The 21,756-nt window shown below is 65.7% G+C and carries 24 protein-coding genes; 10 read left to right on the forward strand and 14 right to left on the reverse strand.

Annotated features, from left to right (window positions below; translation table 11 throughout):
* Nucleotides 1-27: 27 nt before the first annotated feature.
* The 3 genes from ESZ60_RS01085 (at nt 28) to ESZ60_RS01095 (ending at nt 2,759) form a co-directional block, all read left to right on the forward strand.
* Nucleotides 28-786, forward strand: coding sequence for an electron transfer flavoprotein subunit beta/FixA family protein (locus ESZ60_RS01085; protein ID WP_134678556.1), 759 nt, complete (start codon nt 28-30; stop codon nt 784-786).
* A complete protein-coding gene (locus ESZ60_RS01090) occupies nt 786-1,712 on the forward strand; it encodes an electron transfer flavoprotein subunit alpha/FixB family protein (RefSeq protein ID WP_134678557.1) in 927 nt (308 codons plus the stop codon). The genes ESZ60_RS01085 and ESZ60_RS01090 overlap by 1 nt, the downstream gene beginning before the upstream one ends.
* A gap of 171 nt (nt 1,713-1,883) precedes the next feature.
* A complete protein-coding gene (locus ESZ60_RS01095; RefSeq protein ID WP_134678558.1) occupies nt 1,884-2,759 on the forward strand; it encodes a 3-hydroxybutyryl-CoA dehydrogenase in 876 nt (291 codons plus the stop codon).
* A gap of 1 nt (nt 2,760) precedes the next feature.
* Here the strand turns inward: ESZ60_RS01095 and plsY are convergent, their stop codons facing one another.
* The 3 genes from plsY to ESZ60_RS01110 are packed head-to-tail and all read right to left on the reverse strand — an operon-like array spanning nt 2,761 to nt 5,566.
* Nucleotides 2,761-3,342: a glycerol-3-phosphate 1-O-acyltransferase PlsY gene (gene plsY / locus ESZ60_RS01100; protein WP_134678559.1), complete on the reverse strand. Its 582-nt coding sequence runs from the start codon at nt 3,340-3,342 to the stop codon at nt 2,761-2,763.
* Nucleotides 3,339-4,610 (reverse strand): dihydroorotase, encoded by a 1,272-nt coding sequence (pyrC, locus tag ESZ60_RS01105; RefSeq protein WP_134678560.1) that lies wholly within the window; start codon nt 4,608-4,610, stop codon nt 3,339-3,341. Before pyrC ends, plsY begins: the two co-directional genes overlap by 4 nt.
* Nucleotides 4,607-5,566: an aspartate carbamoyltransferase catalytic subunit gene (locus tag ESZ60_RS01110; protein WP_134678561.1), complete on the reverse strand. Its 960-nt coding sequence runs from the start codon at nt 5,564-5,566 to the stop codon at nt 4,607-4,609. The genes pyrC and ESZ60_RS01110 overlap by 4 nt, the downstream gene beginning before the upstream one ends.
* A 121-nt stretch (nt 5,567-5,687) precedes the next feature.
* On the opposite strand from ESZ60_RS01110, the gene cobA reads away from it, so the two are divergent.
* The 5 genes from cobA (at nt 5,688) to ESZ60_RS01135 (ending at nt 8,947) form a co-directional block, all read left to right on the forward strand.
* On the forward strand, nt 5,688-6,422 hold the full coding sequence (gene cobA / locus ESZ60_RS01115) for a uroporphyrinogen-III C-methyltransferase (RefSeq protein ID WP_134678696.1): 735 nt from the start codon (nt 5,688-5,690) through the stop codon (nt 6,420-6,422).
* 68 nt (nt 6,423-6,490) lie between these two features.
* Nucleotides 6,491-7,000, forward strand: a complete 510-nt coding sequence (locus ESZ60_RS01120) for a DUF2478 domain-containing protein (RefSeq protein ID WP_134678562.1) — start codon at nt 6,491-6,493, stop codon at nt 6,998-7,000.
* Nucleotides 6,997-7,227, forward strand: coding sequence for a sulfurtransferase TusA family protein (locus ESZ60_RS01125; protein ID WP_134678563.1), 231 nt, complete (start codon nt 6,997-6,999; stop codon nt 7,225-7,227). The genes ESZ60_RS01120 and ESZ60_RS01125 overlap by 4 nt, the downstream gene beginning before the upstream one ends.
* Complete coding sequence (locus ESZ60_RS01130; protein WP_134678564.1) at nt 7,220-8,146, forward strand: AEC family transporter; 927 nt, start codon at nt 7,220-7,222, stop codon at nt 8,144-8,146. Before ESZ60_RS01125 ends, ESZ60_RS01130 begins: the two co-directional genes overlap by 8 nt.
* Nucleotides 8,147-8,149: 3 nt before the next feature.
* Nucleotides 8,150-8,947 carry a crotonase/enoyl-CoA hydratase family protein gene (locus ESZ60_RS01135; RefSeq protein WP_134678565.1) on the forward strand — a complete coding sequence of 266 codons (798 nt, stop codon included), beginning with the start codon at nt 8,150-8,152 and terminating at the stop codon, nt 8,945-8,947.
* Here ESZ60_RS01135 and ESZ60_RS01140 read toward each other — a convergent pair whose 3' ends face one another.
* The 11 genes from ESZ60_RS01140 to ESZ60_RS01190 all read right to left on the reverse strand — a co-directional run bounded on the left by ESZ60_RS01140 (nt 8,948) and on the right by ESZ60_RS01190 (nt 19,627).
* Entirely contained in the window at nt 8,948-9,277 is a 330-nt protein-coding gene (locus ESZ60_RS01140) for a DUF2794 domain-containing protein (protein WP_134678566.1), read from the reverse strand.
* A gap of 82 nt (nt 9,278-9,359) precedes the next feature.
* A complete protein-coding gene (locus tag ESZ60_RS01145) occupies nt 9,360-9,776 on the reverse strand; it encodes a DUF1178 family protein (RefSeq protein ID WP_134678567.1) in 417 nt (138 codons plus the stop codon).
* 42 nt (nt 9,777-9,818) lie between these two features.
* Nucleotides 9,819-11,018: a 3-deoxy-D-manno-octulosonic acid transferase gene (locus ESZ60_RS01150; protein ID WP_134678568.1), complete on the reverse strand. Its 1,200-nt coding sequence runs from the start codon at nt 11,016-11,018 to the stop codon at nt 9,819-9,821.
* 78 nt (nt 11,019-11,096) lie between these two features.
* Complete coding sequence (gene rpe, locus ESZ60_RS01155) at nt 11,097-11,789, reverse strand: ribulose-phosphate 3-epimerase (protein ID WP_134678569.1); 693 nt, start codon at nt 11,787-11,789, stop codon at nt 11,097-11,099.
* Nucleotides 11,786-12,703: a CbbX protein gene (cbbX, locus tag ESZ60_RS01160; RefSeq protein WP_134678570.1), complete on the reverse strand. Its 918-nt coding sequence runs from the start codon at nt 12,701-12,703 to the stop codon at nt 11,786-11,788. The genes rpe and cbbX overlap by 4 nt, the downstream gene beginning before the upstream one ends.
* Nucleotides 12,704-12,772: 69 nt before the next feature.
* Complete coding sequence (locus tag ESZ60_RS01165) at nt 12,773-13,174, reverse strand: ribulose bisphosphate carboxylase small subunit (protein WP_134678571.1); 402 nt, start codon at nt 13,172-13,174, stop codon at nt 12,773-12,775.
* Nucleotides 13,175-13,184: 10 nt separating this feature from the next.
* The gene (locus tag ESZ60_RS01170) at nt 13,185-14,648 is read right to left on the reverse strand and encodes a form I ribulose bisphosphate carboxylase large subunit (RefSeq protein ID WP_134678572.1); all 1,464 of its coding nucleotides are present in this window, start codon (nt 14,646-14,648) and stop codon (nt 13,185-13,187) included.
* Nucleotides 14,649-14,660: 12 nt separating this feature from the next.
* The gene (fba, locus tag ESZ60_RS01175) at nt 14,661-15,740 is read right to left on the reverse strand and encodes a class II fructose-bisphosphate aldolase (protein WP_134678573.1); all 1,080 of its coding nucleotides are present in this window, start codon (nt 15,738-15,740) and stop codon (nt 14,661-14,663) included.
* Nucleotides 15,740-17,740, reverse strand: a complete 2,001-nt coding sequence (gene tkt / locus ESZ60_RS01180) for a transketolase (protein WP_167620028.1) — start codon at nt 17,738-17,740, stop codon at nt 15,740-15,742. Before tkt ends, fba begins: the two co-directional genes overlap by 1 nt.
* A 12-nt stretch (nt 17,741-17,752) precedes the next feature.
* The gene (locus ESZ60_RS01185; RefSeq protein ID WP_134678574.1) at nt 17,753-18,625 is read right to left on the reverse strand and encodes a phosphoribulokinase; all 873 of its coding nucleotides are present in this window, start codon (nt 18,623-18,625) and stop codon (nt 17,753-17,755) included.
* 9 nt (nt 18,626-18,634) lie between these two features.
* Nucleotides 18,635-19,627 (reverse strand): class 1 fructose-bisphosphatase, encoded by a 993-nt coding sequence (locus tag ESZ60_RS01190; RefSeq protein WP_134678575.1) that lies wholly within the window; start codon nt 19,625-19,627, stop codon nt 18,635-18,637.
* 94 nt (nt 19,628-19,721) lie between these two features.
* Here ESZ60_RS01190 and cbbR point away from each other — a divergent pair, with 94 nt between their 5' ends.
* Complete coding sequence (gene cbbR, locus ESZ60_RS01195) at nt 19,722-20,645, forward strand: LysR family regulator CbbR (RefSeq protein WP_134678576.1); 924 nt, start codon at nt 19,722-19,724, stop codon at nt 20,643-20,645.
* Between the two features lie 96 nt (nt 20,646-20,741).
* Nucleotides 20,742-21,755: an Hsp33 family molecular chaperone HslO gene (gene hslO, locus ESZ60_RS01200; RefSeq protein WP_134678577.1), complete on the forward strand. Its 1,014-nt coding sequence runs from the start codon at nt 20,742-20,744 to the stop codon at nt 21,753-21,755.
* Nucleotide 21,756 lies beyond the last annotated feature (1 nt).

Here is a 21,756-nt window from a genome sequence, read left to right on the forward strand (position 1 = left end):
TGACGCAAACCAAAGGGAGAGAGACCGATGAAGGTTCTCGTGCCAGTCAAACGCGTGATCGACTATAACGTGAAGGCCCGCGTGAAAGCGGACGGGTCCGGCGTCGATCTTGCCAACGTCAAGATGTCGATGAACCCGTTCGACGAAATCGCCGTCGAGGAAGCCATCCGCCTCAAGGAAGCTGGCAAGGCCGAAGAAGTCATCGCGGTCTCGATCGGCGTGAAGCAGGCACAAGAGACGTTGCGCACGGCACTGGCCATGGGTGCGGATCGCGCCATTCTGGTTGTCGCTGCCGATGACGTGCATCAGGACATCGAGCCGCTGGCCGTCGCCAAGATTCTCGCCGCCGTCGCCAAGGCCGAGGGCACCGAGCTGATCATCGCCGGCAAGCAGGCCATCGACAATGACATGAACGCGACCGGCCAGATGGTCTCGGCGCTGCTGGGCTGGGGCCAGGCGGCCTTCGCCTCGAAGGTCGAGATCGACGGCGGCAAGGCGAAAGTCACCCGCGAGGTCGATGGTGGCCTGCAGACGATCGAGGTCGCGCTTCCGGCTGTCGTCACCGCCGATCTGCGCCTGAACGAGCCGCGCTATGCCTCGCTTCCGAATATCATGAAGGCGAAGAAAAAGCCGCTGGATGAGAAGACCGCCGCCGATTACGGCGTCGATGTCAGCCCGCGTCTCGAGATCGTCTCGACCCGCGAGCCCGAGGGCCGCAAGGCTGGGATCAAGGTCGGCTCGGTCGATGAGCTTGTGTCGAAACTGAAAGAAGCGGGGGTGATCTGATGGCCGTTCTTCTGCTGGGTGAAGTCACCAATGGCGAATTGAACCGCGACGCGACCGCGAAAGCGGTCGGTGCCGTGAAGGCTCTGGGCGATGTGACCGTGCTCTGCGCAGGTGCTTCGGCCAAATCCGCCGCCGAAGCTGCCGCGAAAATCGCGGGCGTGAGCAAGGTTCTGGTCGCCGAGAACGCGCTTTACGGCCATCGTCTGGCCGAGCCGACCGCCGCGCTGATCGTCAGCCTCGCCGGCGATTACACCCACATCGCTGCTCCGGCGACGACCGATGCCAAGAACATCATGCCCCGGGTCGCGGCGCTGCTCGATGTCATGGTGCTCTCGGATGTCTCGGCAGTGATCGATGCCGACACGTTCGAGCGCCCGGTCTATGCCGGCAACGCGATCCAGACCGTCAAATCGCGCGACGCGAAAAAGGTCTTCACCATCCGCACCGCCAGCTTTGACGCCGCGGGCGAAGGTGGCGCTGCTTCGGTCGCGGATGCTGCGCCCGGTGCAGATCCCGCGCTGTCGGTCTGGGTCTCGGATGAGGTCGCGGCCAGCGACCGGCCCGAACTGACCTCGGCCAAGCGGGTCGTTTCGGGCGGGCGGGGCATCGGCTCGCAAGAGAATTTCGCCATCATCGAGAAGCTCGCCGACAAGCTCGGCGCGGCGGTCGGTGCTTCGCGCGCGGCGGTCGATTCGGGCTTTGCCCCGAACGATTGGCAGGTCGGCCAGACCGGCAAGGTCGTCGCCCCCGAGCTTTATGTCGCCGTCGGCATCTCGGGTGCGATCCAGCACCTTGCGGGGATGAAAGATTCGAAGGTCATCGTCGCGATCAACAAGGACGAAGAGGCCCCGATCTTCCAGATTGCCGATTACGGCCTGGTGGGCGATCTGTTCACCACCGTCCCGGAACTGACCGAGAAGCTCTGAGCTTTCGGCGGCGGCGCTTGCCGCGCCCCATCGAGGGGCACGGCAAACGCGGGGGGACATCGCCCCCCGGATACGCAACGCGAAAACCGCTCGGGCTTCCGGGCGGTTTTTGCGTTGAACGCGCCCGGTCCTTGCGCCTATCGTCCCGGCTGGGATTTCAGGGGATGTGACATGGCAATTCAATCGGTGGGCGTGATCGGTGCCGGTCAGATGGGGAACGGCATCGCGCATGTCTTTGCGCTGGCCGGTTTCGACGTGCTGATGACCGACATCTCGCGCGAGGCGCTGGAGCGCGCGGTCGGTGTCGTCGGCAAGAACCTCGACCGCCAGGTCAGCCGCGACAAGATCACCGCCGAGGCCCGTGACGCCGCCCTGCGCCGCATCAGCACCACGATGCAGCTTGCCGATCTGGGCCAATGCGACCTGGTGATCGAGGCCGCGACCGAGCGCGAGACCGTGAAACATGCGATCTTCGAGGATCTCGTGCCCCACCTGAAGCCCGAGACGATTTTGGCGTCGAACACCTCGTCGATCTCGATCACGCGCCTTGCGAGCCGCACCGACCGACCCGGCCGTTTCATGGGCGTGCATTTCATGAACCCTGTCCCGGTCATGCAGCTGGTCGAATTGATCCGCGGCATCGCCACCGACGAGCCGACCTATCGCGCTCTGGTCGAAGTGGTCCAACGCCTCGGCAAGACCGCCGCCAGCGCCGAGGACTTCCCAGCCTTCATCGTGAACCGCATCCTGATCCCGATGATCAATGAGGCGGTCTATACGCTTTACGAAGGCGTGGGCTCTGTCAAATCCATCGACGAATCGATGAAGCTCGGCGCGAACCATCCGATGGGGCCGCTGGAACTGGCGGATTTCATCGGCCTCGATACCTGCCTTGCGATCATGAACGTGCTGCATGACGGGCTGGCCGATACGAAATACCGCCCCTGCCCGCTCTTGGTGAAATATGTCGAGGCGGGCTGGCTTGGGCGCAAGACCGGGCGGGGCTTTTACGATTATTCCAGCCCCGAGCCCGTCCCGACCCGCTGAGTTACTTCCGGCCGATCCGCGGCTCGGTGCCCGCAAGAATGCGGGCCATATTGGCGCTGTGGCGGATGAAGATCAGCACCGCCATGAACGCCGTCACCGCCGCCATGGGCGCGCCATCGAGCCAAAGCGCGACCAGCGGCGTCACCGCCGCCGCGACCAGCGCCGAAAGCGACGAAATGCGCCCGAGCGCCGCGACCGCCAGCCAGATACCGCAGGCCACAAGCCCCAGCCGCCAGTCAAGCGCCAGAAGCGTGCCGAGGAAGGTCGCGACCCCCTTACCGCCCTTGAAGCCCAACCAGACCGGGAAAAGATGGCCGAGAAAGGCCGCAGCACCTGCCAGCATCGCGGCCTCGGGGCCGGCCAGCCCGCGCGCCAGCAGGACCGCGATCGCGCCCTTGCCGGAATCGAGCAGCAGGGTCGCGAGCGCCGCCGGCTTGTTGCCGGTCCGCAGCACATTGGTCGCGCCGATATTGCCCGAGCCGATCTGGCGCAGATCGCCCAGGCCCAGTGCCTGCGTGATCACGATGCCAAATGGGATCGACCCCAAGAGGTAGCCGATCAGCGACCAGAGCATCAGATTCATGCGCCCTCTCCATGCACGCGCCGTCCTGCGACCCAGGTGCCCAGAACCTTGCCTTGCATCCGCGCACCGTCAAAGGGGGTATTCTTGGATTTCGAGAGCAGCGCGAAACGATCCATCACGAAGGGTGCGTTTGGATCGAACAGGACCAGATCGGCGGGCGCACCAACCGAGACGCGCCCACCTTCAAGCCCGAGACGATGCGCCGGGTTCAGCGACATGGCACGCCAAAGCTGCGCAAGGCTCAGCCCGCCGGAATGGTAAAGCCGCATGGCCGCTGGCAGTAGGGTTTGGAGGCCCACGGCTCCAGGGGCAGCCTCGGCAAAAGGCAGGCGTTTCGATTCCTCGTCCTGCGGGGTGTGGAAGCTGGCGATCACGTCGATCAGCCCTTCGGCCACAGCCTCGATCATCGCGATCCGGTCATCCTCCGAGCGCAAGGGCGGAGTGAAGCGGAAGAAAGTCCGATAATCTCCGACATCGAATTCGTTCAGCGTCAGGTGATGGATCGAAACCCCGGCCGTCACGTCCATCCCGGCCTCACGCGCGCGACGCAATGCGGGCAGGCTGGCGGCGACGGTGATCTGGTCGGCATGGTAGCGCGCGCCGGTCATCGCGACCAGGGCGAGGTCGCGGTCGAGCCCCATGACCTCGGCCATGGGCGAGACGGCGGGCAGGCCGTAAAGCGAGGCGAACTTGCTGCTGGTCGCCGCCGCGCCCTTGGACAGCATCGGCTCTTGCGGATGGCCGATGATCAGCGCGTTCAGTCCGCGCGCATAGGTCATGCAGCGCGACATCAGGCGGGTATCCGACACGACGCGCACGCCATCGGTGAAGGCGACGGCCCCGGCATCCTGCAGGAAAGACATCTCGACCATCTCGCGGCCCTCGCGGGCGCGAGTCAGCGAGGCCATGTGGTGGATGTTCACCGGCGCATCCGCCGCCCGGCGGGTGGCGAATTCCAGCGATTCCGGCGTGTCGATCGGCGGCATCGTGTCGGGGCGCGCGACGATGGTGGTGACGCCGCCCGCCGCCGCGGCGAGGCCCGCGCTGCGGAAGCTTTCCTTGTGCCGCTCGCCCGGCTCGCCGATCTTGACGCCCCAGTCGACCAGGCCCGGGGCGAGATACTTGCCGCCGCAATCGACGATCTCGGCCCCTTCGGGGGCCTCGCCGCCGACCGCCGCGATCCGGCCGTCGCGGATGGTCAGGGTGGTCTCTTCCTCAGTCTGCGCCTCGGGGTCGATCAGGCGGAGGTTCTGGAACTGCAGGATCATGCCATCATCTCCGAGGCTTTCGCGCCGCGCTCGGCACGCAGGTTGCGCGCCAGCAGGTCCATCGCGGCCATGCGCACGGCGACGCCCATCTCGACCTGGTCTTGGATGACCGAGCGGTTGATGTCGTCGGCGATGGTGCCGTCGATCTCGACGCCCCGGTTCATCGGGCCGGGATGCATGACGATCGCATCCGGCGCGGCCAGCGCCAACTTCTCGGCGTCGAGGCCCCAGCGGTGGTAATATTCGCGTTCCGACGGGATGAAGCCGCCATCCATGCGCTCTTTCTGCAGCCGCAGCATCATCACGACATCCGCGCCCTTGAGGCCCTCGCGCATGTCCTCATAGACCTCGCAGCCCCAGTCGCGGGCGCCGGCGGGCATCAGGGTCGCCGGGCCGACGAGGCGCAGACGGTTCTCCATCTTGCCGAGCAGGAACAGGTTCGAGCGCGCGACGCGGCTATGGGCAATGTCGCCGCAGATCGCCACGGTCAGGCGGTGCAGCCGCCCCTTGGCGCGGCGGATGGTCAACCCGTCCAGCAGAGCCTGCGTCGGATGCTCGTGACGACCATCGCCCGCGTTCAGGACGGCGCAGTTCACCTTCTGCGCCAGCAGATCGACCGCGCCCGATTGCGGGTGGCGCACGACCAGCAGATCGGGATGCATGGCGTTCAGCGTCATCGCGGTGTCGATGAGCGTCTCGCCCTTTTTCACCGAGCTGTTCTGCATCGACATGTTCATCACGTCGGCCCCAAGCCGCTTGCCCGCCAGCTCGAAGCTGGACTGGGTGCGGGTCGAGTTCTCGAAGAACATGTTGATCTGCGTCATCCCCGCCAGCGCATCCGAATGTTTCACGGTGCGCCGGTTCAGGTCGACATAGGTTTCGGCAAGGTCAAGAAGCGTGGTGATCTCGGCCGGGGCGAGAGGCTCGATCCCCAGAAGATGACGGGCTCGGAACATGGATGGGATCCCCAGGGTCGCGGTTGCGCGCTATATGGCAAATGCCGCGCGATGCGGCAAGCCGCGTCTGGAAGGCATGCCACCTCTTGCCAAGCCGTGGATTTTGCCGCATCGCGGAATGATGAGCGATCAGAATGGCATGGTCAGTTTCGTTTCCTCGGGTCCGGGTGATCCCGAGCTTCTGACGCTGCGCGCCCTCCGGAGACTGGAAGCAGCGGATGTCGTGCTTTACGACGACCTCGCCTCTGGCCCGGTGCTCGAGCAGGCAGGACCTCAGGCCCTGCGCATCGCGGTCGGCAAGCGCGCCGGGCGTCCCTCGGCCAAGCAGGAGCACGTGAACGCGCTGCTCGTCGAGCACGCCCTGGCCGGGCGCCAGGTGGTGCGGCTGAAATCCGGCGATTCCGGGATCTTCGGCCGCCTCGAGGAAGAGATCACCGCCCTGCGCGCCGAGAACATCCCCTTCGAGATCGTGCCCGGCGTGCCCTCTGCCATGGCGGCGGCTGCCATGGCGGGCATTCCCTTGACCCGCCGCCTGACCGCGCGACGGCTGCAATTCGTGACCGGGGCCGATGTGACTGGGGGCTTGCCGGAGAACCAAAACTGGACGGCCTTGGCAGATGCCGGAGCCACGACCGTGGTCTTCATGGGCCAGCGGACCTTCCCGAAAATGCTCGAATCCCTTGTCGCGCATGGCCTTCCCCGCGATACGCCCGCGCTTTTGGCTGAAGCCGTGGGCCATCCGCATCAGCGCCTTTTGCGCATGAGTGTGACCGAGCTTGCCGCGCTTCTTACCGCCGAAGGGCCAAGCCAGCATCCCGCGCTGATCCTTTACGGTCCCTTGGCCGAGGGGAACTGACCCCGCCTTGCGCCCGCCCCCGGCGCGGCTATGCTCGCCCAGACTCGGGAGGCCAACAGGAGGACCGGATGCTTGGCTTCTTCACCATGGATGCCGAAGACGATGCGGCGGATCGGCTGCTTTTCGACACGGCCAATGCGCTTGGCGCGCGCGGCATGCGACTTGCCGGTGCGGTGCAAAGCAATATCGACCGTGGTGAGGGGCAGGTTTGCGACATGGATCTCGCGATCCTTGGCGATGACGGCCCCGCCATCCGTATCTCGCAATCCTTGGGCAACTGCTCTCAGGGTTGCCGCCTCGATACCGAGGCCCTGACCTTCGCCGTTGCGCGCGCCGAGGCCGTCCTGGCGCGCGGCGCCGATCTCGTCATCGTCAATAAATTCGGCAAGCTCGAGGCCGCAGGCCGGGGCTTTCGCGATTTCATCGCGGCTGCACTCGCCGAGGATGTCCCCGTGCTGCTGCATGTCCCGCCGGATCAATTGCCGGAATTCTGGGCCTTTGCCGGAACCCTCGCCGAGGAAATCGACCCCGAGGGGCTGATCGACTGGTGCAAGGGCAAGATCGGGCGCGCCGCATGAGCCAGATCGACGCCCGTGGCCTGCTTTGCCCCCTGCCCGTCCTGAAACTGCGTAAGGCGCTGATCCCGCTTGCACCGGGGGCGCAGGTCCAAATGATCGCCACCGACCGCGCCGCAAGGATCGACGTGCCGCATTTCTGCGCCGAGAGCGGCCATCACCTGCTTGCCACCCGCGACCTTGGGCCGGGCGAGACCGAATATACCGTCATTCGCGGGCCCGATGCTTGAGATCTTCCTGAAAACACTGCCCTTCTTCCTGCTGATCGCCACTGGCTACCTTGCCGGCCGCAAAGGCTTCTTCCCGCAGGAAGCCACGGCCTGGCTCACCAAATTCGTCTTTTACTTCGCCCTCTCGGCCATGCTGTTCCGCTTTGCCGCGACCGTGGATATCGAGCGGCTCTTCGACCCCGGCTTCGTCCTCGCCTATCTCGGCGGCTCGCTGCTGCTCTGGGCGGTGGCCTTCGGCGCGGCGATGTGGCGCAAGCTGCCACTCGACGAGGCCGCGATGGAGGCCCATACCGCCATGACCGGCAATACCGGCTTTCTCGGCGTGCCGATGCTGGTCGTGCTGCTGGGCGATCAGGCGATCGGCCCGGTATTGATGGTGCTGACGATCGATCTGGTGGTGTTCTCGACGCTGGTCACGCTGCTGGTGACAGCGGCGCGGCAGGGGCGGATCACGCCCGCGACAATCCTGCCCTTGGCGCGCGGGATCGCGGGCAATCCGATGATCGTCTCGATGCTGGCGGGGCTCATCTGGGCGCGGCTACATCTGCCAATGCCCGCGCCCTTGGGCGAGTTCCTGTCGCTTCTGGGCGCAGCTGCAACCCCCGGTGCCCTCTTTGCCATCGGCGCGAGCCTCGCCGGACGATCCGCCGAGCGCATCGGCCCCGCGATCTGGCTCAGTTCCGCGAAGCTTGTCCTGCACCCGCTGGCCGTGGGAATTGCCGCCCATCTCATGGGGGTCGAGCCCTTTGCCGCGGGCGTGATGATCGCGGCGGCGAGCCTGCCGGTGGCCGGGAATGTCTATATCCTTGCCCATCATTTCGGTGTGGCGCAGCATCGCGTCTCGACCGCCATTCTGCTTTCGACCGCGGCCAGCATTGCGACGGTTCCGGTCGTCATCCATTGGATCACGAAAGGCTAGACCATGCCCGGCATCTCGGAACTGCGCCTGACCAACCTGCTTTTGGGCATCGACGAGGACGGCATCGCCACGGTCACGCTGAACCGCGCTGCCAAGCGCAACGCGCTGGACATCCAGACCATCGAGGAACTGATCGGCGTCTTCACCGCCTTGCCCGCCGCCGGGGTCCGCGCCGTCGTGCTGCGCGCCGAGGGGCCGCATTTCTGCGCCGGGCTCGATCTGGTCGAGCATGGCCGCGAAAAACGCAGCCCGGCGGAATTCATGCGCATCTGCCTGCGCTGGCACGAGGCCTTCAACAAGATCGAATATTCCGGCCTGCCCGTCATCGCGGCACTCAAGGGCGCAGTGGTGGGCGGCGGGCTTGAACTGGCCTCATCGGTGCATATCCGCGTCATGGACGAGACCACCTATTTCGGCCTGCCCGAGGGGCAGCGCGGCCTCTTCACCGGCGGCGGCGCGACGATCCGCGTGCCCGCTTTGATCGGCAAGGCGCGCATGGTCGACATGATGCTGACCGGGCGTCTTTACGCGGGCGAAGAAGCCGAGGCCGTCGGCCTCGCGCAATATCGCGTCAAAGATAGCGATGCCAAGGCTTACGAACTGGCCCGGCTTGCCGCGCAGAACACGCCTTTGTCGAATTTCGCGGTCTGCTCGGCCATCTCGCATATGCAGAACATGTCGGGGCTGGATGCGGCCTATGCCGAGGCCATGGTGGCGGGGATCGTGAACACGCAGGAAGCGGCGCAAACCCGCCTCGATTCCTTCGCGCGCGGCACGGCGGTCAAGATCAAGCCGGACTGATCAATCGACCGGGCGGATCAGCTTGCGTTCGAGGACGCGCAGCACCACCGCGAGATCATGCCCGCGCTTGAGGATGCGCCCATCCATGCCGATCACCGCATATTGCCCCTGCGCCGCGCGCAGCCTGGGGCGTTTTTCGATGCTGTAGAGCGGGTTTTCCGCCGCGCGGCGAAAGACCGAAAACACCGCCACATCGCGCAGGAAAGACATCGCGTAGTCGCGCCACTCACCCGCCGCGACCATGCGGCCATAGACGGACAGGATCAGACCAAGCTCTTTGCGGTCAAAGGCGATCCGGTCGAAAGAGAGGCCATGAGGCGCATTCATCATGTCAGAATGGTGACACCGACCCATGCGCCGATCAATGAAAAAGGCGTGGAATACAACCTAAGGTGGAAAATTTGGCCTGCGGTCAGTTCGCGCCCTGCCGCGAGCGGAAGGGCAAGGGCGCGACCGGCACGCCATCCTCAAGAAGCTTCTTGGCATCTTCAAGCTTCGCCTCGCCATGGATCGCGCGGCTCGGGATATCGCCGTCATGCATCGCGCGGGCCTCAGCGGCAAAGGACATGCCGACATAATCCGAGTTTTCCTCGACATGGCGGCGCAGCTTGTCCAGCGCCTCTTCCTGCTTGTTGCGCGGGGCGGTCAGCGCAGGCTCGGCAGCCTTGAGGGCAATGCCCGGTGCCATCAGCGCCTTCTCGACCTTGGCCGAACCACAGAAGGAGCATGTCACCTGACCCGCCTTCCGCAGGGACTCGAACCCTTCGGATGAGCGAAACCAGCCATCGAAGCGATGGCCCTCTTCGCATTGCAGGTCATAGCGGATCATCTTGCGGCTCCTTTGCCTTCAAATATCGGAATCGGCCTGACCTTATACAAGCCTGCCACGGGCAAGGTCGAGGACTCGTGAGACCAGAGGTTGCGGATCCCCGGCACGGGACAACAGCATCTCGCGGGCCACAGCGCCCATGCGCCGCTGCCGCGCGGGGTCGCGGGCAAGCTCGACCAGCGCGCCCGCCAAGCTCTCGGCGCTGACCGGCATGGCCCCGCCCTCCGTATCCAGATCGGCGTAATCGCCCGCATGGTTCGACACATTCGGCCCATGCAGGATGGCGCAGCGCCAGCCTGCGGGCTCCCAGGGCGTGTGCCCGCCGCGATCGGCAAAGGAGCCGAAGGTGACGCAGATCCCGGCCCTGGCATACCACTCCGGCATCTCGCCCAGAGTATCGGCCAGCAGGACCGGGGCCTGCGCATCGCCGCCCCGACTGCGCCGGACGGGGTCCAGCCCCTTGGCCCGCAGCAGCGACGCCACGTCTTCGCCCCGCGCCGGGTGTCGCGGCGCAAGGATCAGGCGCATGTCGGGGATCTCGGCGCGCGCGGCCAGGAAGGCGTCGCAGATGATCGCGTCCTCGCCCTCATGGGTCGAGGCCGCCAGCACCGTCAGCGCCCGCTCTGGCCCATCTTCGGGCGGTTGGATCTGCGCCGGAGCCAGAAGTTTGAGATTGAGCCTCGCCCCAAGCGCCGCGCGGGGCAGGCCCAGAGCGACCAGCCTTTCCTCGCTGCCCGCATCCTGCGCGGAAAGCAGATTGATCCGTCCCAGCATAGGCCCGATCAGCCCCGGCAGCTTCGCCCAACGATCCGCCGAGCGCTGAGAAATCCGCGCGCCAACCACCACCTGCGCCACGCCTAGCGCATCGGCCTGCGCCGAGCGGTTCGGCCAAAGTTCGTTCTCGACGGTGACCAGAACCGCAGGCTCGACGCGATCCAGAAAGCGCTGCACCGCCTGCGGCACGTCCAAAGGCGCAAGGCTCGCGGCAAAGCCCATCTGCCGCGCCAATGCCCGTCCGGTCAGGCTATTCGTGGTGACGATCAATTGCGCGTGCTCGGCAAGCGCCTCGGCCATCAGCCGGACCGAGTTCAACTCACCCACGCTTGCGGCATGAAGCCAGATGCCGCCGGGCACGACATCCGGCCCGCTCAGGGCCAGACGCTCGCACCAATCCGGCCCGGCCAAGGGCGCGGCCAGACGCAGGCCCGCTCCCACAAGAGCAGTGGCGCCGCGCCAGATCATGGCCGCATGTCCAGATGCACGTTCAGGGTTCCGCCTCCGCCGGGTTCCGGGTCAGCCTAGCCGCCCGGTCCGGGAGGTTCAACGCAACGCGGCCTCGGCGGCGGCGCGGATCGCGCGGATGTTCTCGCCATAGGGATTGCTGTTCGAGACAGAACCGCCCTTGAACACCGCCGAACCCGCGACCAGCACGTCGGCACCGGCCTCGGCGACCAGCGGCGCGGTGGTCGGATCGACGCCACCGTCGATCTCGATATGCACCGGGCGGTCGCCGATCATCGCGCGCAGGGTGCGGATCTTCTCAAGCTGGCTATGGATGAACTTTTGCCCGCCGAAACCCGGATTGACGGTCATCACGCAAATCAGATCGAGATCGTCGATCAGCCCCTTGGCCGCCTCGGCAGGCGTGCCGGGGTTCAGCGCAAGGCCCGCTTTCGCGCCCGTCGCGCGGATCGCTTGCAGCGTGCGGTGGATATGCGGACCAGCCTCAAGATGAGCGGTAATGAAGTCGGCGCCCGATTCCGCGAAGGCGTCGATATATTGATCGACCGGCGAGATCATCAGGTGGACATCCATCACGCCCTTGATGTGCGGACGGATCGCCTTGCAGGTGGCGGGGCCGAAGGTGATGTTCGGGACGAAATGGCCGTCCATCACATCGACATGGACCCAGTCAGCACCCTGCGCCTCGACGGCTTGGATCTCTTGGCCGAAATTCGCGAAATCGGCGGAAAGGATCGAGGGGGCGATCTTGATGCTGCGGTTGAAGCTCATGGCACATCCTTCCTGCGGCTGCCGTCAATGTCGAGCCCTCCGGAAAAGACGCGGCTCGCACGAATATCGGCCTCCGTTAGCGTGGAAAGCGTTTTGGCGTCAACCACGGCCGCTGCGGAAAAAAGCCGGTTTGCCTGACGTAACCGCGCCCGGTCGAGGGCGTTGCGGATGCTGCGGGCATTGGCGAAATGCGGCTGCAAGCGGCGCAGGCGGATATATTCCTCCATGGCGACCCGGCCTGCTTCATCGAAGCCGTAGCCCTGCGCGCCCAGCATCGCGCCCGAGATGCGCCCCAGTTCCTCGTCCGAGTAATCGGGAAACTCGATGTGATGGGCGATGCGCGAGCGGAAGCCCGGATTGGCCGAGAAGAAGCGGTCCATCCGGTCGGCATAGCCCGCCATGATGACCACGAGATCGTCGCGGTTGTTCTCCATCACCTGCAAGAGGATCTCGATCGCCTCTTGCCCGTAATCGCGCTCATTGTCGGGCTTGTAGAGGTAATAGGCTTCGTCGATGAACAAGACGCCGCCCATCGCCTTTTTCAGCACTTCCTTTGTCTTGGGCGCGGTATGGCCGATATATTGCCCGACCAGATCGTCGCGGGTGACGCTGACCAGATGGCCCTTGCGGACATAGCCCAGACGATGCAGCAGCCCCGCCATCTTCAGCGCGACGGTGGTCTTTCCCGTCCCCGGATTGCCGGTAAAGGACATGTGCAGCGTCGGGGTCTCATGCGCCAGACCCAGTTGCCGCCGCGCCCGATCGACCAGCAACAGCGCCGCCGTTTCGCGGACACGCTCCTTGACGGGGGCCAGCCCGATCAGCTCGCGGTCCAACTCGTCCAAAATCTCGCGCACGCCCGAGGATTCGTATTCCGCCCTCAGATCCACCGTCAGCGGCACCGCATCGTCCATGGCCCATCCTTTCGTCGTTACCGTGGCACGGGGGGTGCGGGGGGCAGCGCCCCCCGCCGTCGCCGGGCGTCAGCCCGGCATTCCGCCGACCATCTCATGCGTGTAGCGCATCGCGCGGCCATCCACCTCTTGCCGCCATGTCCGGAAGCTCGGCTCTTGCGCGGGACGGTTCACGATGAAGGACATCATCACCGTCTCCCATCCGCGCGAACTGTCGAAGGCATTGATGCGGATATAGGCGTCGCCATGCGCCTTGCGGCAATCCGCCAGTTCCATCATCACGCCCTTGGCATCCTTCAGATCGAACATCGGATGGCCCCACATCTCCCAATAGGTATTGCGGGGATGGGGCTCGAAGGTCCATTCGATCCCGACGGCCCATTCGCGCGACAGGATGTATTCGATCTGGTCGCGGATCTGCTCGTCGGTCAGGTCGGGCAGGAACGAGAAGCAACCTTGGGTGATACGCATATTTCCCTCCTTAGCTGACGGATGCGGTCGGGACGAAGTCCGAGGTGTCGGTGGGCGTGTAGTTGAAGGTGATGTTCCCCCAAGTGTCCAAGGCGGCTTCCAACGGCTTGCACCACTTGGCCGCCTTGCGCAGCACTTCGAGACCTTCATTCGCGATATCGACGCCCTCATTGCGCGCCTGAACCATGACCTCCAGCGCGACGCGGTTCGCCGTCGCCCCGGCTTGGATGCCCATCGGATGGCCGATGGTGCCGCCGCCGAATTGCAGGACCACATCGTCGCCGAAGAGGTCGATCAGCTGATGCATTTGCCCGGCATGGATGCCGCCCGAGGCGACCGGCAGCACCCGTTTCAAATTCGCCCAATCCTGCTCGAAGAAGATTCCGCGCGGCAGGTCCACGGGGTTATGCATCTCGCGGCAGACGTTGTAATAGCCCTGCACGGTCATCGGATCGCCCTCCAGCTTGCCGACGGCAGTTCCGCAATGCAGGTGATCGACCCCCGCCATGCGCAGCCATTTCGCGATGACGCGGAAGCTGATGCCGTGGTTTTTCTGCCGGGTGTAAGTTCCATGCCCCGCGCGGTGCATGTGCAGGATCATGTCGTTCTGCCGCGCCCAGTTCGAGATCGACTGCGTCGCCGTCCAGCCAATGATCAGATCGACCATGATGATGACCGAGCCCAGTTCCTTGGCGAATTCGGCGCGGCGGTACATCTCTTCCATCGTGCCGGCGGTGACGTTCAGGTAATGCCCCTTGACCTCTCCGGTGACGGCAGTGGCCTTGTTCACCGCCTCCATGCAATACAGGAACCGGTCGCGCCAATGCATGAAGGGCTGGCTGTTGATGTTCTCGTCATCCTTCATGAAATCAAGGCCACCCTTCAGCCCCTCATAGACGACACGGCCATAGTTCTTGCCCGAGAGGCCCAGCTTTGGCTTGGTCGTCGCGCCCAGCAGCGGGCGGCCGAACTTGTCCAACCGCTCGCGCTCCACGACGATACCGGTGGGCGGTCCTGCGAAGGTTTTCAGATAAGCGACCGGAAAGCGCATATCCTCAAGCCGGGCGGCCTTCAGCGGCTTGAAGCTGAAAACGTTCCCGATGATCGAGGCCGTCACATTGGCAATCGAGCCTTCCTCGAACAGGATCAGGTCGTAAGCCACGTAGCAGAAATACTGGCCCGGTGTACCGGGGACCGGCTCGACCTTATAGGCCTTGGCGCGATACTGGTCGCAGGCGGTCAGCCGATCGGTCCAGACCACCGTCCATGTCGCGGTCGAGCTTTCACCAGCAACGGCAGCTGCCGCCTCGATGGGGTCCACGCCCTCCTGCGGCGTGATGCGAAAAAGCGCTAGGATATCGGTGTCTTTCGGCTGGTAGTCGCCATCCCAATAGCCCATCTGGGCGTATTTGAGGACGCCCGCCGCGTAGCGTTTCTTGGCGTCGGTGATCTGGCTCTTGGACATCTCGTTCATCAATCTACCTCCCTATGCGGCCTTGGAGCCGGTGATGGCCGGGTTCAACGCCCCCGACGCGTAGCGTTTGGCCATCTCGTCCATCGCGATGACCTTGATCTTGGGGGCCATGCCCGCCGTGCCGAAGCGTTCGAACCGGTCGCGGCACAAAGCGGTCAGTTCCTTCATGGCGGGGATCATGAATTTCCGCGGATCGAACTCATCCGGTCGGTCGCGGGCGACCTTGCGGAAATGCCCGGTCATGGCCATGCGGCAATCGGTGTCGATATTGACCTTGCGCACGCCGTGGCGGATGCCGCGCTCGATCTCCTCGACGGGGACGCCATAGGTCTGGGGCATCTCGCCGCCGGACTGGTTGATGAGATCCTGCAGATGTTGCGGCACGCTGGAAGAGCCATGCATCACCAGATGCGTGCCGGGCAGGCGCTGGTGGATCGCCTCGATGACATGCATGGCGAGGATCTCGCCATCGGGCTTGCGGCTGAACTTGTAGGCCCCGTGGCTGGTGCCGCAGGCGATGGCCAGCGCATCGCAGCCCGTTCGCAGCACGAAATCCACCGCCTGATCGGGATCGGTCAGAAGCTGGGAATGATCCAGCTTGCCCTCGGCCCCCGAGCCATCCTCGGCGGCGGCCTCACCGGTTTCCAGCGAGCCCAGAACGCCCAGTTCGCCCTCGACCGAGGCCCCGACGGCATGGGCGGCCTCGGACACCTTGGCCGTCACCGCGACATTGTAGTCGTAATCGGCGGGGGTCTTCATGTCCTCAAGAAGCGAGCCGTCCATCATCACCGAGGTGAAGCCGTGCCGGATCGCCGACATGCAGGTGGCAAGGTTGTTGCCATGGTCCTGATGCAGGCAGATCGGGATCGCCGGATTCATCTCGGCCAGCGCCTCGACCATGCGGCGCAGCATGATGTCCCCGGCATAGGAACGCGCGCCGCGCGAGGCCTGCAGGATCACCGGGGCATCGACCTGCGCGGCGGCCTGAACGATCGCGAGGCCCTGCTCCATGTTGTTGATGTTGAAGGCCGGCACGCCATAGCCATGCTCGGCGGCGTGATCGAGAAGCTGTCTCAGCGTGATGAGGGCCATCACTTTCCTCCCTGGATCAGTTGATGGGCAAGGTCCGCCGCCGCCTCGGCCGTGATGCCGAAATGGCGGTAAAGCTCGGGGGCCGGGGCCGATGCGCCAAAGCCCGTCATGCCGAGGAAGCCGTCGCCGGGGCGCAGCATCAGCCCGTCCCAGCCCTGCCGGATCAGCGCCTCGATGCCGATGCGGGGGGCCTCTCCCAGCACCGCGTCGCGCTCGGCCTCGGGGCGGGCGGCGAAAAGCTCGAATGAAGGGGCCGAGACCACGGCGGCGCGCAGGCCCTGTCCGGCCAGCAGGTCGGCGGCGGCAAGGGCGATCTCGACCTCGGAGCCGGTCGCGATCAGCGTCAGGTCGCGGGGGCCGTCGGTTTCGCGCAGGACATAGGCGCCCTGCCGGGTCAGGTTCTCACCGGCATCCGCGCGCACCGTCGGCAGGTTCTGCCGCGACAGGCACAGGACCGAAGGCGTCCGGGGCGCGGTCAGGGCGATCTCCCAGGCTTCGGCGGTCTCGATGGCGTCGGCGGGGCGGAAGACCATCAGGTTCGGGATGGCGCGCAAAGCCGCGACATGCTCGACCGGCTGGTGGGTCGGGCCGTCCTCACCGAGGCCGATGCTGTCATGGGTCATCACATGGACAACTGGCACGCCCATCAGCGCGCCCAGCCGGATCGCGGGGCGGGAATAGTCGCTGAAGGCGAGGAAGGTCCCGCCATAGGGAATCAGCCCGCCATGCAGCGCGATGCCGTTCATCGCCGCCGCCATGCCATGCTCGCGGATGCCGTAATGGATGTAGCGGCCCGCCCGATCCGTGGCGGTCACCGGGGTCATCCCCTTCGTGCGGGTGTTGTTCGAGCCTGTCAGATCGGCCGAGCCGCCCACGGTATTCGGCAGCGTGGCATTCACCACCTCCAGCGCCATCTCGCTGGATTTTCGCGTCGCGACCCTGGGGCGGTCCGCCGCCAGCCTCGTGACGTGATCGGCAATGGCGCGGCGCAGCGCCCCGGCATCCGGCGCGGCCAGCGCGGCTTCGAGATCGGCCCGGAGGGGGGAGTGGGCCAACCGTTCCTGCCATGCCGACCGCGCCGCGGCCCCTCGCGCCGAGACAGCACGCCAGGAGTCGAGGATCTCCTGCGGCAGCACGAAGGGATCGTGTGTCCAGCCCAGATGGGTCCGGGCGGCGGCGATCTCGGCCGCGCCCAGCGGCGCGCCATGCACGTCATGGCTGCCCTGCTTGTTCGGCGCGCCATAGCCGATCACCGTGCGGCAGGCAATCAGCGAGGGGCGCTCATCCCTTTGCGCGGCCTCGATCGCTGCGGCGACGGCCTCGCGGTCGTGGCCGTCCACCGCCTGCACATGCCAGCCCGCGGCGGCAAAGCGCGCCCTCTGGTCGGTCGAGGTCGAAAGCTCGGTCCCGCCATCGATGGTGATGCGGTTGTCATCCCAGAGCACGATCAGGCGGCCCAGCCGCTGATGCCCGGCGAAATCGATGGCCTCGTGGCTGATCCCCTCCATCAGGCAGCCATCGCCGCAGATGACATAGGTGCGGTGATCGACCAGATCGTCGCCGAAACGGGCGTTCATCATGCGCTCGGCCAGGGCCATGCCGACCGCCGTGCTGATGCCCTGGCCTAGCGGGCCGGTGGTGGTCTCGATCCCCTTGGCATGGCCATATTCCGGATGTCCCGCCGTGCGCGAACCCAGCTGCCGGAAATTGCGCAGCTGGTCCATGCCCATGTCGTCATAGCCCAGCATGTGGTTGATCGCATAGACCAGCATCGAGCCATGCCCCGCCGACATCACGAAACGGTCGCGGTCGGGCCATTTGTCGTCGCTCGGGTCGATCCGCATGAAGCGGTTGAAGAGCACCGCCGCGACATCGGCCATGCCCATGGGGGCGCCGGGATGGCCGGATTTCGCCGCCTCGACCGCGTCCATGGCAAGGACCCGGATCGCGGTCGCCATTCCGGCTTCCAGATCGGATTGAACGGGGGCCATCTGGTTCATCGCATCCTCCTTTCAGGCGCGCTTCGCATCTCCGACCATCCGCAGGATGATCGGGGTCAGGATTAGTTGCATGGCGAGGTCGAGCTTCGGCCCCGGAATGACGATGGAATTCGGGCGGCTCATCCACGAGCCGTGAATCATCGAGGTGAGATAGGGGAAATCGATCCCGCGCGGATTGCGAAAGCGGATCACAACGAGGCTTTCGTCATGGGTCGGGATCCAGCGCGCGATGAAGGGGTTCGAGGTATCGACCACCGGGACGCGCTGGAAGTTGATGTCGGTCTGGGTGAATTGCGGGCAGATCACATGCACATAGGCATGCATCCGGCGCAGGATCACGTCGGTGACGGCCTCGGTCGAATAGCCCCGGCTGGCCTTGTCGCGGTGGATCTTCTGGATCCATTCGAGGTTGATGACCGGGACGACGCCGATCTTCAGATCGGCCTGCCCCGCGATGTCGAGCCCCTCGGCCTTCACCGCGCCATGCAGCCCCTCGTAGAAGAGCAGGTCCGAGCCGGGCTGGAATTCCTCCCAATCGGTGAAGCAGCCGGGCGGCGTGCCGGTGACCTCGGCCTCGCGGTCGTCATGGACATAGTGGCGGGTGCGCCCGGTGCCGGTCTGGGCATAGGTGCGAAAGACCTCTTCCAGCGCGTGCAACTCATTGGCGTCGAGGCTGAAATGGCTGAAGGTGTGGTCGCCCGCCTCGGTCCGGCGCGCCAGTTCCGCCTTCATCGCCGCGCGGTCATAGCGGTGGAAAGCGTCACCCTCGATCGACGCGGCATTGATCCCCTCGCGGCGGAAGATCTGGTCGAAAGTGTTCTTGATCGTCGTCGTGCCCGCCCCCGACGAGCCGGTAACCGAGATGATCGGGTGTTTCTTGCTCATTGTCCCCCCTCAGGCCCGAAACAGGCCGCGCTGGCCGAAAAGCGCCGAGACTTCGGTCTCGGGCAGGTCGTGATAGGCGGCGATCCGGGCGACCTTCTCGGCCGAGCCGAAAACGAAGGGCGTGCGCTGGTGCAGCGTCTCGACGCGCAGGTCGAGGATCGGCTCGCAGGCATCGGTGGCCTGCCCGCCCGCCTGCGAGATCAGGAAGGCGATCGGGCCGCATTCGTAGAGCATGCGCAGCCGGCCATGCTCGTAGCCCTTGCGCGCGTCGGAAGGGTAAAGGAACACCCCGCCCCGGATCAGGATGCGATGCGTCTCGGCCACCAGCGAGGCGATCCAGCGCATGTTGAAATTGCGCCCGCGCGGGCCGTCGCTGCCGGCGAGGCAATCGTCGATGAAGGCCCGGACCGGGCGCGACCAATGCCGGTAGTTCGATGCGTTGATGGCAAATTCGCAGGCATCCTCGGGGATGCTCAGCCGCGCGGCCTCCAGGCGGAAGGCGTCGCTTGCCGGGCACAGCGCGTAATGCTGCACGCCGTCGCCGAAGCTGACCATCATGGCGCAGCGCGGGCCATAGATGATGTAGCCGGCGGCGATCTGGTCATGCAGCGGGCGCAGGAAGCTGGCCGCCGCATCGGCCTCGGCGGCATAGACCGAGAAGATGCTGCCGATCGAGACATTGGTGTCGATATTCGAGGACCCGTCCAGCGGGTCGATCGCCACCGCCCAGGTCCCCGAAGGGTCGAGCTCGATGGCGTCCTCCTGTTCCTCCGAGGCGAACCAGCGCACCCCCGCGCCAGCCAGCGCCGCCCGGAACAGGTCGTCGGCCATGACGTCCAGCGCCTTCTGTCCGTCGCCGTCGGCATTGGTCCCGACCGCGGCGGAAAGCGCGCCGCCCTGCCGGATGATCGCGGCAAGCGCCGCGCCCGAGCGGGCGATGGCTTGCATCAGCGGCTGCAATTCCTGCGGAATTCGATGTGTCTCGATGCTGGCGACGGTCATCGGCCCCTCCCCGGCACGGTTCCCTCCTTCTTGTTGACATGGCTGCGGTTTAAGACACATTTAAAAATCCGGAACCCATCTTCAGAAAATCCGAATGAGCCGCATTGATGCCGTCACCCTTCGCCAGTTGCGCACGCTGCGCGCGGTGATCGAGAACGGCTCACTAACCGGCGCGGCTGCCGACCTTGGTCTGAGCGCGCCGGCAGTTCACGGCCAGTTGCGCAGCCTTGAAGACCTGATGTCGGCCCCTCTTGTCCTGCGCGGCGAGCACGGCGCCTTCGTCCCGACGGATGAGGGCCTCGCGATCCTAGAGGCCGAAGCGCAGATTTCAGTCGCGCTCGAAAGTTGCGCGCGGCGAGTCGCGGCCTTGCAAAGCGGGCTGACCGGCAATGTCTCGCTGGGGGTGGTCTCGACCGGGAAATATTTCGCGCCGCGTCTGGTCGCCGAATTGCGCCGCGCCTTGCCTGATGTCGAGGTGACGCTGAAGATCGGCAATCGCGATGCGGTGATCCAATGGCTGGGCGCGCGGGCGGTGGATCTCGCGATCATGGGCCGCCCGCCGCGTAGCCCTGCGGTCGTGGCCGAGCCGGTCGGCCCGCATCCTCATGTCATCGTCGCGCCCCCCGACCATCCCCTCGCCGATGCCGACCCGGCGCTGCCGCAGGACCTGCTGGCCGAGACCTTCCTCGCCCGCGAGCGCGGCTCGGGGACGCGCATCCTGATGACGCGCTTCCTCGACCGCATCGGCGAGGGCGCGACCTGGCGCATGGTCGAGATGGGCACCAATGAGACAATCAAGCAGGCGGTGATCGCGGGGCTCGGCATCGCGCTGATCTCGCTCCATACCGTGACCGAGGAACTGCGCGCCGGGCGGCTGATCTCGCTGCGCGCCATCGGCCTGCCGATCCAGCGCAGCTGGTTCCTGATCCGGCGCGAGGATACCGCGCTTTCCCCGGCGGGGACGCGCATCCACGACCATATCCGCGACATGAACGGCTCATTCCTGCCCCAGCTCTGACGGCCCCCCTTGGGCTTTTCGGCTCAGGGCCTATATTGGAGGGCAAAGCGCGCCTCCGCCTTGCCGGGCCGCGCCACCCATTCCGAAGGACAAATCATGGCTCAAACAAAGGATCTTTCCTGGGACGACTGCGTGTTGCCCTTTCAACTGGACGCCTCGGGCGTGCGCGGCCGCATCGCGCGCGTCGGCCCGCTGCTTGAACATATCCTGTCGCGCCACGACTACCCGCTGGCTGTCAGTGCGATGGTCGCGGAACTGGTCACGCTGACCGCGCTGATCGGCCCGACGATCAAGCTGCGCTGGAAACTGTCGCTGCAAGTGCGCGGCAACGGCGCGATCCGCACCATCGCGACCGATTACTACGCCCCCGAGACCGAGGGTGGCCCCGCCCGCATCCGCGCTTGGGCAAGCTTCGATGCCGAGCGCCTCGTCAGCGACCGCCCCGCCTTCGACCAGATCGGCGAGGGCTATTTCGCCGTGCTGATCGACCAGGGCGAGGGCAACCTTCCCTATCAGGGCCTGACCCCGCTCGCGGGCGGCTCGCTCGCGACCTGCGCGCAGAACTATTTCCACCAATCCGAGCAGCTGCCGACCAGGTTCGAGCTGACCGTGGGCCGCTCGCGCCTCGCGGGCGACAGCGCCGAACATTGGCGCGCGGGCGGCGTGATGCTGCAGACCCTGCCTGCCCAGCCGCGCGTGCTGGCCGAGGGCGAGGAACTGGAGACCGCCGACATCCTGCAGGGTGCCGAATCCGAGGATTGGAACCGCGCGAACATGCTCGCGTCCACGGTCGAGGATATCGAACTGGTCGATGCCAACCTGCCGCTGCCGAACCTCGTCTATCGCCTGTTCCATGAGGAGCAGCCCGTCGCTTATGACCGCCAAGGGCTGCATTTCGGCTGCTCCTGCGCGCCGGACCGGGTGCGCGGCACGCTGTCGATCTATTCCGCCAAGGATATCGGCCGCATGACCAACGAGGACGGCATCGTCACCGCCGATTGCCAGTTCTGCGGCGCGCATTACGAGTTCGACCCGCGCAGCCTCGGCTTCGAGGCGACGCTGGACGCGCAGGGCAACCCGCTGCCGCCGGCCGAGCACGCGGCGCAGTGAC

The organism is Paracoccus ravus (genome assembly GCF_004522175.1).
Taxonomy (GTDB): domain Bacteria; phylum Pseudomonadota; class Alphaproteobacteria; order Rhodobacterales; family Rhodobacteraceae; genus Paracoccus; species Paracoccus ravus.